At 49.9% G+C, this 12,489-nt stretch carries 9 protein-coding genes, 3 tRNA genes, 1 other RNA gene and 1 pseudogene; 7 read left to right on the top strand and 7 right to left on the bottom strand.

Features of this window, described 5'->3' with window-relative positions:
* Window positions 1-595 precede the first annotated feature (595 nt).
* The 4 genes and pseudogenes from BJP37_RS33070 (at window position 596) to BJP37_RS33055 (ending at window position 4,758) form a co-directional block, all read left to right on the top strand.
* Entirely contained in the window at window positions 596-2,173 is a 1,578-nt protein-coding gene (locus BJP37_RS33070) for a mechanosensitive ion channel family protein (protein ID WP_075905379.1), read from the top strand.
* Between the two features lie 809 nt (window positions 2,174-2,982).
* The gene (locus BJP37_RS33065) at window positions 2,983-3,549 is read left to right on the top strand and encodes a nicotinate-nucleotide adenylyltransferase (RefSeq protein ID WP_075905377.1); all 567 of its coding nucleotides are present in this window, start codon (window positions 2,983-2,985) and stop codon (window positions 3,547-3,549) included.
* Window positions 3,546-4,370, top strand: a pseudogene (locus BJP37_RS33060) (NUDIX hydrolase). Before BJP37_RS33065 ends, BJP37_RS33060 begins: the two are co-directional and overlap by 4 nt.
* 22 nt (window positions 4,371-4,392) lie before the next feature.
* The gene (locus BJP37_RS33055; RefSeq protein ID WP_075905375.1) at window positions 4,393-4,758 is read left to right on the top strand and encodes a response regulator; all 366 of its coding nucleotides are present in this window, start codon (window positions 4,393-4,395) and stop codon (window positions 4,756-4,758) included.
* Window positions 4,759-5,008: 250 nt separating this feature from the next.
* Here BJP37_RS33055 and BJP37_RS33050 read toward each other — a convergent pair whose 3' ends face one another.
* Complete coding sequence (locus BJP37_RS33050) at window positions 5,009-5,191, bottom strand: hypothetical protein (protein WP_075905373.1); 183 nt, start codon at window positions 5,189-5,191, stop codon at window positions 5,009-5,011.
* 454 nt (window positions 5,192-5,645) lie between these two features.
* On the opposite strand from BJP37_RS33050, the gene BJP37_RS33045 reads away from it, so the two are divergent.
* Entirely contained in the window at window positions 5,646-7,526 is a 1,881-nt protein-coding gene (locus BJP37_RS33045) for an NAD+ synthase (protein ID WP_075905371.1), read from the top strand.
* Window positions 7,527-7,567: 41 nt separating this feature from the next.
* The gene (locus tag BJP37_RS33040) at window positions 7,568-7,750 is read left to right on the top strand and encodes a hypothetical protein (protein ID WP_075905369.1); all 183 of its coding nucleotides are present in this window, start codon (window positions 7,568-7,570) and stop codon (window positions 7,748-7,750) included.
* Between the two features lie 868 nt (window positions 7,751-8,618).
* Here the strand turns inward: BJP37_RS33040 and dnaX are convergent.
* The 6 genes from dnaX to BJP37_RS33010 form a co-directional block, all read right to left on the bottom strand.
* Complete coding sequence (dnaX, locus tag BJP37_RS33035) at window positions 8,619-9,713, bottom strand: DNA polymerase III subunit gamma/tau (RefSeq protein WP_075905367.1); 1,095 nt, start codon at window positions 9,711-9,713, stop codon at window positions 8,619-8,621.
* A 155-nt stretch (window positions 9,714-9,868) separates the two neighbouring features.
* An RNA gene (ffs, locus tag BJP37_RS33030) (signal recognition particle sRNA small type) lies at window positions 9,869-9,968 on the bottom strand.
* Window positions 9,969-10,016: 48 nt separating this feature from the next.
* Window positions 10,017-10,104: transfer RNA gene (locus BJP37_RS33025), tRNA-Ser, on the bottom strand.
* Window positions 10,105-10,141: 37 nt separating this feature from the next.
* Window positions 10,142-10,232 (bottom strand) — tRNA-Ser (locus BJP37_RS33020).
* Window positions 10,233-10,246: 14 nt separating this feature from the next.
* Complete coding sequence (gene tadA / locus BJP37_RS33015) at window positions 10,247-10,741, bottom strand: tRNA adenosine(34) deaminase TadA (protein WP_075905365.1); 495 nt, start codon at window positions 10,739-10,741, stop codon at window positions 10,247-10,249.
* Window positions 10,742-10,777: 36 nt separating this feature from the next.
* A tRNA-Arg gene (locus tag BJP37_RS33010) sits at window positions 10,778-10,854 on the bottom strand.
* Between the two features lie 221 nt (window positions 10,855-11,075).
* Between BJP37_RS33010 and BJP37_RS33005 the strand changes: the two genes are divergently transcribed.
* On the top strand, window positions 11,076-12,489 hold a 1,414-nt coding region (locus BJP37_RS33005; RefSeq protein WP_158069868.1), incomplete at its 3' end, for a HEAT repeat domain-containing protein.

Here is a 12,489-nt window from a genome sequence, read left to right as displayed (position 1 = left end):
TTCCCTATTCCCTATTCCCTATTCCCTATTCCCTATTCCCTATTCCCTATTCCCTATTTTCTGTAATAGAGCCATAGCAATTGCTTTAGGTAAGATCCTCAGGGATATCACCGGCACTTCCGTGCTATAAATTCAATAAACTAATAGGTGGGAACTATTCATCTATCAGCTTCTCAGCCGTCAGCTTTGGAAGGGTTAACTTCTGTTGCTCTCATCTGAATGTTCGCTTTTCCAGGTTTAGATACTTGTTTAATTCTTTCATTAAATAAAACAATACACCATTAAACCTTTTAAGCAAAGCTTATGAAGCATAAGTAACAACAGGGATTAATTATGAAATAAATGTTAAATAGTTAAATAAACTCAAGTGATGATCTGAGCTCAAGTTGTGATCAAATGGCGCAGATCGACCTAGAGGTCTCCTGTCCATGGAACACTGTCAAGAAAAACCTTTTGAAACCTTCATCAACTTCTGGCTATGAGGCGGTGGATGAACCTTCCTGTAGTGGTATCAATTTAATTGTAGTTAAGAATATAATTTATATTTACTAAGTAAAGTATTGTATTATACTGAAAGGTTGAGCTAATTTGTTAAGTGAACAACATAATTATTATCTTGGCTGAAGTCAGCCTGGTCATCGTAGTTTTCTGTCTAGTCAACTGGCTGGTGGGTAGACTATTCAAGCAACTGATCAGAGTTGCTTGGTTCCAAAAGGTGAACAGCAATGCTAGAAACCTCCGCCAGAACCTCCAGGCGCTGATCGTTATCTGTTGTATAGTGCTATGCCTTCTAATTGTTGGTGGCAACGGTTGGCTGATCTATCGCGGGAAAGACCTCAAGGAATACACACTCCAGTTAGTGAGCAATATTCCCAAAGGATTCTGGATAACCCTTGGCACTGGGTTAGGCAAATGCATCTGCCTTCTGATGCTAGTTGCGTTCGCCATGAAACCCTTGCAGCGTTTGCTCAACTATGGCTGCGTTCGGGCAAAGAAACTAGAACAAATCACTGCTAGTGATGAAAGCATTGAGGATTTGTTCAGTTACTTAACCAAAATCCTTACCAGTGGACTCTGGCTGCTTTCCCTAATCTGGTGTACCCAGTTTCTGAAAGTGCCAGAATCCACAACTAAGTATCTGTACGTTCTTCTTAACATCTATCTGATTATTGGAATCGGGTTGCTCATTCTGAGATCCATCGTGGTCATTATCGATAGCATAGACAACCTGACTGTTCAATACTCTAGCCCTGATAATATCCTGCGATTCTATAGCAATCTCAGGCATCGGATTCCTTTCTTTAAGGGGTGCCTAGAATATATAATCTATGTTACCATGGCCACCCTGGTGGTTGAGCAAGTAGAGATAATTGCTAACTTAGCCACCTATGGATCGAAAGCTGTCAAAATTATCGGTATCATCTTCCTGAGTCGTGGCTTGATCGTGATCGCCAATTTGTTCCTCGAAGAAGCACTGCTTAGGTCCCCGAAGCTGACTGATGTGCAGCGAAAGAAGCGGTTAACGATTATTCCCATACTAGAGAGTTTACTGAAGTACTTGATTTACTTCGGTTCGGGTATATTGATCCTCGATACCATAGAAATTGACGCCACCCCAATCCTAGCGGGTGCTGGCATTGTGGGGCTAGCGGTCGGTCTTGGGGCGCAGAGTCTCATTAACGATATGGTTAGTGGATTCTTTATTCTCTTTGAAAACTACTACCTGGTAGGTGACTATATCCAGACAGGGGAAGCCGAGGGGATTGTGGAGGCGATTGAACTGAGAACTACCCGTATTCGACACTTCAATGGTCAAATGTATATTATTCGGAACGGGGATATTGGCTCAATTACCAATTACTCCAAGGACTATATCTATGCTGTAGTGGAAGTTGGCATAGAATATGATGCTGACCTGGATCATGTGTACAGGGTGATCGAAAAGGTGGGACACCAGTTAAAAGAGAAGTATTCCGAGGTAATTGAACCGACCAAGGTGGATGGAATCGAGGACTTTGGGGATTTTGATCTGTCCATAAGAACCGTTACCAAAGTTAAACCTGGAAAGCACCGCCTGATTAAGCTAGTGCTTCGTAAAATGATCAAGGATTTCTTTGACCAGGAGGGCATTGAATTAAACGTTCAGGATCCGGTGTTTATTTTGAAACAATAGGGTTGAAACAAGCTTAGCCTAGGCGATAGCGCTACGCGCACGCTGCGCGAACGAGGTCAGATCGCAGCAGTTGATTGGCCTTGGCCTTGGCCTATTGGCCACGCTACGCGAATGGGCCACGCTACGCGAATGGCCACGCTAAGCGAACGGGCGTTTGAAACTCCCGTTATTTCAGGGGCGTTGCGCTTTTAGAGAGATTATTTGTGGTGGTATGGAAGATATACAACAGCGAAAAGAGGGGAAAGTAAGCTGTAATACATCTATATAAAGCATATCTTACTCGCATCTACATCTAATTGATTTATAAATTGAACCGGCACGGGGAGAGGATTGTAGAGTTTTTCCCGCTGACTCAAAAATAGATAAGTTAAATAGACGACAGCTTAGTAGGGTGGGTTATTAACCCACTCTACTCAAGGGAGTTCCTGGATAAGTCCTGATCAGTTGGAGTTCTCAGTAAATCCTATTTGATTTCCCGGATTTCTCAGGCTCTGTCCATTGTAACGACTGTCATGCCCCCTAGTTGAAGGACTTTTGTCAATCAACTAGGGGGCTATCACCATTGGTATCAGGGCTGAAGCAAATAAGCTATATATAGCGTGTAGTAGTTCAAGCGTTCGCAGCAAAGCGGGACGAAGTCCATCGCATTCTGTTTCCTTTGAGTGTACCCTAATCCGTGGCGCGTTTAAATTTTATAATTCTGAAGCTAAAACCCAACCCTAGGCTTAGATCGCTTTTCACGCACTAGATGCTGAAGAGCAAACCTAATCTCAAACCCCTTTGAGCTTTTAACTAACTTTTAACTAACTATGGTCAATATTGCCCTGTTTGGTACCAGTGCAGATCCCCCAACTTGTGCTCATCAAGCCATTCTCCAGTGGCTATCCCATCACTATGACCAAGTGGTGGTTTGGGCCTCAGATAATCCATTCAAGTCTCATCAGACCACCCTCGAACAACGTTCCCACATGCTCAAGTTACTGATTGAGGAGATTGACCCGTATCAAAATCCGATCCGTGTCAGCCCCGACTTGAGTAGCCCGAGAACCTTGGAAACCATAGCACTAGTTAAACAGCGCTGGGGATTACAGGCAAACTTGACTCTGGTGATTGGTACTGATTTAATCCGTCAGATGCCCCGTTGGTATCAAATTGAACAATTGTTAAAACAAGTACAGTTGCTGGTGATACCTCGTTCAGGATATGGAGTAGATCAGGCTAGTTTAGAAAAGTTGAAGCATCTAGGAGCACAATTAGCGATCGCTAATATTACGGTACCATCAGTTTCCTCTACAGCGTATCGTGAGAATGGTGATACAACAGCACTGACTCCTCTGGTTAAGGACTATATCCATCAAGAGCAGTTGTACCAATGACCCAAAGCAGCAATATAAAGGTCAAACTACCAGCTCTAGCCAACTTCCAGGTCAGGGCCCGTCATGTGATTTTTTCCGTCAATACCCAACAAAGCGGCCTTTTGGTACTCCAAGAGCAAGCCTTTCTTGGTAAATGGAGTTTACCAGGAACCTTTGTGTGGCACGGAGAATCATTAGACCATGCTGGCGATTGGCCGTTGGCCACGCTACGCGATTGGCCTTGGCCTTTGGGCCACGCTACGCGAATGGCCACGCTACGCGAACGGATTTGGGCAGAGAAAATTCGAGTTAACAACGTGTACCTAGAGCAACTGTACACTTTCGGAAAACTAGGTCGTTATCCACCAAAATTGGTTAGAGTCGAGGTTACCTATAACCACCACTACGCCATGGGTTACCTATCCGTCAGTTACTTTGCCCTAGTGCGACTAGAAGAAGCTAAATTCAACACAGATGATGTCAGTGGTATTGCCTGGTATTCCATCGAGCATGTGCCGCAGGTCCCCTTTGACCATAATCCAATTTTGGACTATGGTCAAAGGCATTTGCGCAACAAATTGGCAGACAATCCTGTCGGCTTTGACGTGTTCCGAGATGTATTTACCCTCAAAAATATCTATACTATTTATCGACTGTACACCACAGTTTTTTGGGAAAACGTCTCGGATTATTACAATTTTAGCCCTCGTATTTTAAAGCTATGCTTCCTGGCTGATACTAGTTGAAAAGTGTCTCAGGGAGCAGGTCGTCCATGAAGTTTGTACCGCTTTGATGCGGAGGCATATGCTCGTTTAAAGGATAAACCGTTGGTATTTATGTAGCAATGAAAAAACATCTGTAATTGTGGTTCAGAAAATCCTATTCATTGAGGATGACGATTTCAATCGAGAAGTTATCACTGAATACCTTCAGTTGCAAGGGTATGACGTTTGCGCTTTACCCCATGGGTTAACCATTAAACGAGACCTCGCCGACTTTCAACCTGACTTGATTCTGCTGGATCTCAAATTACCAGAAGTTGATGGCTTTACCTTGATCGAAAAACTCAAGAAATCCCAATGGGCAACAATCCCTATAGTTATCCTTTCTGCCTACTCCTTCCCAGCAGACAAAAAGCGAGCTCTAAGACTAGGGGCTAGTCGTTATCTAGTCAAACCAGCGCTTCTCAGAGAAATAGAACAAGCCATAGAGGAAGAAATAACCAATTGATATCCAGTCAGCTTTTTTTGTCATTTGTCTTCAGAGCCACAAGGTTGAGCCGCCTGCCAAACACTCTTGTGGTATACAATACCGATGTTACCAGATATCATAGGAGTTTGAAGTCTTAGGCAGGACTTACACAAAACTAGGTGACAAACTCGTTTAAGTAGTAAGCTTCCTTAAGAACACACCCTACAAATAGGGTTCCTAAGTTTTGTTAGGTAAATCATTGACATTAATTTTATCATCAGTCATGGAATTAGTTTTTTTGATTCTGCTGTAGGATAAATTCCTCAACGATTTCGCTCAGATTCTCTATAGAGCGTCCCATCTTAGCAATTTTGGCTTCTGTCTGAGACAGTCCGAGAACTGCATTTTGAAGTTGGTTGGCTAGACTTTGAATCTCTTCTCGATAACGGTTTTCGAGTTCTTCTACGTTCATGATTTATTTCTGATTACTTAATCTACACTATCAAGGATTAGGTTTGCGTTAGGGTTTACGTTTACGTTTGCGTTTATGTTTAATTTCGTTAAAAATTTATAATTAATTTATAATTATCTCTCATAAAAATAATATATTAATAACAATGAAATTATCGGAATGAGACCCATAGCTGATTATAAAAATTATAGATTGTTAAAATTTATTTGTGCCCATAAATTAATCAAATCCATCAGCCGCAAGCTTTGGAGTTGATTTACTAACTTGTTCAAAAAATAAAACTAGTCAATCAATACAAAAAATAATAATCATGAACCCGTTACTTTTTATAGAAAAACAAAAAAACACAAAACGATATCAACTGTATATTTTCGCCTTTAATTACTAACCAAACCCAGATTACTAAAGATTGTGTGAAGTAGATGGCATAAACTATAAAAAACAAGCAAAAATGATGAAGATTGCGATCGCTCAACTCAACCCCACCATTGGTGATATTACAGGCAACGCTCAACAGATTCTTGAAGTAGCCAACACTGCTGCGAGTCAGGATGTGCGTCTGTTGCTGACACCAGAATTATCCTTGTGTGGCTATCCACCACGAGATTTGCTGCTAAATCCCAAGTTTCGAGAATCGATGACTACACAAGTGCAACAACTAGCTCAGCAGCTACCATTGTCTCTAGCTGTTTTGGTCGGCACAGTAACACGGAATACCAAAGCAGAGCTTGCTGGTGGCAAACCTTTATATAACAGCATTGCTCTACTAGAGGGGGGAAAAGTACGGCAGATTTTTCATAAACGACTCTTGCCCACCTATGATGTTTTCGATGAAAACCGCTACTTTGAACCAGGACGGGAGAGTAATTCCTTCACCATTGATGACCAGCCATTAGCAATCACAACTGAGAATGCCCACTCCCCAATTAAAATCGGTGTTACCATTTGCGAAGACTTGTGGAACGATGAAGAGTTTTGGGGCAAACGCAGCTATCAAGTCAATCCGATCACAGATTTAGTTCAACAGGGTGTAGACCTAGTGGTAAACTTGTCCGCCTCACCCTATAGCGCAGGTAAACAGAAAACTCGGGAACCAATGTTGCGCCATAGCGCTAGCCGTTACCATACACCTATCCTCTACGCCAATCAGCTAGGAGGCAATGATGACCTGATATTTGATGGGTGTAGTGTAGCATTTAATCAGGCTGGTGAGATGCTATGTCGCGCCCGTGCCTTTGAAACAGACTTAGTCATTGTGGAATATGACCGAGAAACACAGGATCTCGTCACCCCACCAGAAACAACTATACAGTCTCCACCATCAGCAGCAATAGCACCAGCCCCAGCCAGCCTAGACGAAGAAATTTGGTCAGCCTTAGTCCTAGGAGTCCGGGATTACACCCGTAAGTGTGGTTTTAAAAAAGTCGTAATTGGTTTGAGTGGTGGGATTGATTCTGCTCTTGTGGCTGCTATTGCCACCGCCGCCTTAGGACCAGAGAATGTCTTGGGGATTCTCATGCCTTCTCCCTACAGTTCTGACCACTCCGTCAAAGATGCTCTCTCTTTAGCACAAAACCTAGGTATTAAGACTCATACCCTAGCCATTGGTTCCTTGATGGAAGGGTTTGACCAAACCTTAGCCTCTCTATTTGCTGGGACAGAGTTCGGTGTGGCTGAAGAGAATATTCAATCCCGAATTCGGGGCAGCTTACTGATGGCGATCGCTAATAAATTTGGCTATCTCCTGCTCTCTACTGGCAACAAGTCAGAGATGGCAGTGGGTTACTGTACCCTCTATGGTGATATGAATGGTGGATTAGCTGTAATTGCCGATGTTCCCAAAACCCGAGTCTACTCCCTATGTCGGTGGCTAAATTCTAGGGCAGAGGAGTCCCAGGTTAATCAGAAGTTGCAGGTTAGTACGCTCAATGTTGAACCTTCAGACTCCTCTTCTAAGCTTCAAGCTGATCAGCTTCAACCTGGTAACCTAAGCGACTCGAACGCCAAAGGGGAACAACTTTTAAGCCAAACAGAAATTATTCCTTCTAACATTCTAATCAAGCCCCCTAGCGCTGAATTAAAACCTGGTCAAGTAGACCAAGATTCCTTGCCATCCTACGATATCCTAGATGATATTCTGGAGCGACTGATCCACCAGCACCAAGCCCCGGAACAAATTATTGATGCAGGTCATCAGCCCGAAGTGGTTAACAAAATCATCCGACTAGTCGCTCGTGTTGAATTTAAGCGCCGACAAGCCCCGCCAGGCTTAAAGGTTACTGACCGCGCCTTTGGTACTGGCTGGCGGATGCCAATTGCTAGTCGTTGGCTATAGCATTAATCTATCTCCAACGTATATTTGCTAACAGTCAGCATATGTGGAAACTCATTGACGATTTGCTAGAGCTTTCGAGAGTTAGCGGTGACCCGATGGAGCAACGTTTTATTTTACCCTTCCGCCCTTCACAAATTATTCGCTATAATAACTCTATTGCTTCGTCTCCTCTACACCTGAAAACTATTGCAATCACTACTGATATAATGATTAGCAATAGTTAAATTACAATTGATTATCTGTGTGCAAACATAAAAATGGCAAAATGGCAGCCATGTGTTTCATTTTTATGATAATACAGGCTTTAAGATGGCTAACGTTAATTATGGCTATAGGCAATTTAAGCTGTTAGGAATTAAATTTACATAAATCGCAGCTTGTTTACCCCCATGCTTGGTGCGGGGCATGAAAACAAGTTAGGGGATGCACACCCCTGGTCTACTTTGTTTGTGATTAGGAGGTGATCTAACTAGTGCAATACGAGACAAAGAAAATAGTATTATCTGGATTATTGTCTGGGAACATAGCAGATAAAACTAATGACCTCCTTGTTTGCTGGTGTGAACAAGCCAATAACCTGCTGTACAAGCATGCTTGGTAGGCAGTAAGACAGACTTATTTTGAGAACTGTCAGTATTACACTTACTTTCATGTTTATGACATGTACCAAGTTGGTCGAAAACACAAGAGTATTAAGGTTACCTATGGTCAACGTTGCAAAGATTTCAAGGATAATCCCCACTACAAACCACGCTTGTGTTTAGGAAGGTCAACAGACAGGTACTAAAGTCGGTAGTTAAAGCCTGCTTTTCTTATAACCAATTATAATCCCCTGTGCTTCACTCTGAGGATAGTTCAATATAACAAACTATCTTCAGAGTCAGGAGCTTCGAGTCAGAATAATTGATTTTCCAGGAATTTTTAAGATAAATTTGCTTGGGAATTCACTAATCCTTATTGCTCCTCTCACTAACCTTGCTAAATTCTTATCCTGATTTCTGAATTATGTATCCTGTATACTCATCACAATCAGTATTGATGTCATACAATATTGAGTTGATTTAATCCATTAATGTATACATGAGGAGATGATTAATCTCCTAAGCCCAGGGAGCCGAGGCGGATCATGCAGGCTTCGAACAGGAAGCGCGGGTGGGCCGAGGACTTGAGCGGGTATTCGAGTTCCGCCAGCAGTTGGAACGCCCGGGCCAGATCCTCGGACGAGAGCGGCTCCGCCGCTTCGAGCAGCGCCTTGGTCTCTTCCTCGGCGCGGGAAACCAGGCCGGCGCGGTCCGGCGCGGCCCGCAGCATCATCACGTCCCGCAGCACGCCGATCCATTCCCCCCAGAAGTGGACCAGGTCGTGCCCTTCGTCCATCAACGCGTCGAGCACGCCGAGGAGGGCGGAAACGTCCCGGCGGGCCAGGGCGCCGATGCTGTCCAGCAGCACCTGGGACTGCACCGCGCCGAGGACGCGCAGCACATCCTCGTCGGCGACGTCGTTGCCGCACGAGGCCAGCACACGTTCCAGCACGGAGAGGGAGTCGCGGACCGAGCCCTCGCCGGCGCGGGCGATGCGGTGCAGCGACGGGTCGGAGATCGTGACCCCTTCGGCATCGCACAGGCGGCGCAGGTGGCCGGCGACATCCTTGACCGTGACCCGGCGGTACTCGAGGACCTGGCAGCGGGACAGGATCGTCGGCAGCAGCTTCTGGATCTCGGTGGTGGCCAGCAGGAACACCACCCGCGGCGGCGGCTCTTCCAGGGTCTTGAGCAGCGCGTTGAATGCCGCCTTGGACAGCATGTGGGCTTCGTCGATGATCAGCAGCTTGTAGCGGTCGCGCACCGGCGGGTAGGCGATGACCTCCTGCAGTTCGCGGATGTCATCGACACCGGTACGGGATGCGGCGTCGATCTCGAGCACGTCCAGGGCGCGGCTCTCGGCGATCTCGGTGCAGGGGACGCACTCGTTGCAGGGGGTGGGCGTCGGGCCCTTTTCGCAGTTGAGGCAGCGGGCCAGGATGCGGGCCGCCGAGGTCTTCCCGGTTCCGCGCAGGCCGGCGAAGATGTAGGCGTGGGCGATCCGGTCGGACTGGATCGCGTTGGTCAGGATCCGCGCGATGTGGGGCTGGCCGACGAGTTCTTCGAAGGTCGTCGGGCGCCACTTGCGAGCCAGAACCTGATACACCCTTCGACTCCCCCTCGCTGCGCTCGGGGTCGCTCAGGGCAGGCCCTTCGACATTCGGCTCAGGGCAAGCTCTTTCGACCCGTGGCGATAACCCCTGGGAAGGAATGCTCCGGCAACCCGCCCGCCCGCGAGCCGCCGGAGCCTCCAACTCTGATGGGACTCGAGTGGACCTGCGGCACCTGCGGCGACCCGCTTACCGTTGCTCCCTTCCGGGCCTGGCGGGGTTCACGGAACCGCAGTGCACAGGGCTCGAGCCCCATAACTTCTCATCGACCTTTTCGATCGGTCCGGATCGCTCGGAAGTGGCGGAGAGGGAGGGATTCGAACCCTCGGTACGTTGCCGCACACACGCTTTCCAAGCGTGCACCTTAAGCCACTCGGTCACCTCTCCGTGGCTAGCCTCCTGCGAACCGAACCTCTGCAATGTTTGGCGGAGAGGGAGGGATTCGAACCCTCGTGCCTGTTGCCAGACAAGACGCTTTCGAGGCGCCCCCGTTATGACCACTTCGGTACCTCTCCGTACTTAAACTTATCTATGCCCCCCGGTGGACCGCGCAGGCCGCCGGTTCGGCCTCCTCCCGCCGTTCGCGGAAGAAGTCGACCAGCATCTCCGAGGCCGGCTCCGAAAGTACGCCGCCGATCACCACGAAGCGATGGTTGAATTGCGTTCCGGCCTCGCGCAGCGCCTCGAGCTTCGAGGTGCCCCCGGCCTTGGGGTCGTGGGCACCGAAGACCACCGTTTGCACCCGGGCGTGAATCATCGCTCCCAGGCACATCAGGCAGGGTTCGACGGTGCAGTACATCGTCGAGCCGACCAGTCGGTAGTTGCCGATGTTGCGTGCCGCGTCGCGCAAGGCCACGACCTCGGCATGGGCGGTGGGGTCGACGTCGCCAACCGAACGGTTGCGACCCCGGCCGACGATGCGGCCGTCGAGGGTCAGAAGCGCGCCGACCGGAACCTCACCGGCGCTCCGGGCTTCGGCGGCCAGCTCGAGGGCCAAACGCATGTAATCCTCGTGCTGGTTCATCGCCCGCTCGTAAACCCGTGACCCGAGACCCTTTAGTGGTCGGACCGGAGGGACTCGAACCCCCGACCTACTGGTTCGTAGCCAGTCGCTCTATCCAGCTGAGCTACGGTCCGACGGCTGTCTGGAAGCCGAAAAAGCTTGCGTTTTCCCGACCCCGTTCAAGCAAACCCGGATGGTAGCTCCGTTGCCCGGAAGTGTCAATGAACGGGCGGTTTCGGGGCCTGAGGACACTCCGGAGTCCGGGGCTCGCGGGTGCGGTGCAGCAGGAGTGGGAGCCCCTGCGCCCGGTGAGCGTCCTGCCAACCTACTCTCGGAGCAGAAAACGGGAGGCTTCATGGCGATTCTCTCACGACGGTTCACCGCGGCGTGCCTGCTGATCTGCCTGTTCGGTGCGCCATCTCAGGAACTGCATTCGACGGCGAGGGTCGTGGCGCAATGCCCGGTCGAGGCGCTGCTCGGAGATCCCGGCGCCGGACCGTTGCTGGCGAGCAAGGCCTACCGGCTGCTGCTGGAAGGGGGGCTCGAGGAACGGCTCGATCTGCTCGACAGCTGCGATCTGTCCGATACGGAAACTCCTCCCGAGGTGATCTCGGCCTTCGTTCGCTACGTCGAGGACGAACCGGACTTCCGGCGCGTTACCCGTGTCGCCCAGTGGCACCACCTCGAAGAGGGTTGGGAGCTCCTGATCGAGAAACTGATGGCCCATCCCTCGGCCTCGGTGCGTGCCAACGCCTATCACTTCGATTCGGAGTCTCCCGAGGCGCAGGCGTTGCTGGAGCAGGCGTGGGAGCGGGAGACGGTTCCGTGGGCCCGGGCCGAGCTGCTGCAAGCTCTCGGCTATACCGACAGCGAGGTTCACGTCGAGCCGTGCCTCGCCCTGGTCGCCGACCCCGATCCGGCGCTGGCCCTCGCCGCGGTGGAGTGTGTCGGGAACTACGGCCCCGACGGCGGGGCGGCGGCGTTGATTCGCCAGCTCGAGGCGGATCGCGGCCTGCGCCCGGCCTTGCTGTGGGCCATCGATCGTTGGGTTCAGGCCCGCAAGGAAGTCGATATCCCGGATCGGTTGAGAATCGAGGCGCTCTGGGATGTGGTCGAAGAGAGCGAACGTGGACAGATGCTCCGGGCGCTGGCGCGTCTCGGCTCTCCCAGGGCGAGAGCGAAGCTGGAGCAGATGCTTCGGGATGAGGACGAGGAGACCGTCAGTCAAGCGCTCTCCGTGGTCGCGGTCTGGCCGGACGATGCCTTCGCGGACACGTTGATCGGCATGGCTACCGAGGGGCCCCGATCGATTCGCCGGCACGCGATCGACGTGCTGGGAAGGCAGCCCTCTCCCGAGGTAGAGGAGTGGCTCCGCAACGTTCTGTTGTCGTCGCAAGATGCGCGGATCCGGATGGCGGCACTCTCGAGTCTCTCCGGCTATCAGGCTGCAGCCGAAGCCTGCCGGCAGGCGGACGACCCGGCGCAGTGCGGCGTGGAGTTCTACGCGGCGCGCCCTCAGGTGAAGGCACTCCTCGAAAGGGTCGCCACCGGAGACTCACCGGAAAGACTGCGAGAACAGGCCCGGTACACCCTGGAGTTGATGTCGAGTGGACACGTCGGTTGGGCCTTTCTCGGTGTCCCGTTCTCTTCATTGTCGGTTCAGATCCAGCTACGCGAAGATCTCGCCGCATCCTCGTTTCGTTGTCAGCCCGAGCCGGGCCTGCTGCATCAGGTGCCTGCCTATCGTCTCTCGGCGGGCGGGAGGCTGG

This window comes from Moorena bouillonii PNG (assembly GCF_001942495.1).
In the GTDB taxonomy this organism is placed as follows: domain Bacteria; phylum Cyanobacteriota; class Cyanobacteriia; order Cyanobacteriales; family Coleofasciculaceae; genus Moorena; species Moorena bouillonii.
The sequence above is the reverse complement of the archived record's forward strand: the minus strand, read 5'-3'. Positions and strand labels throughout refer to the sequence as shown.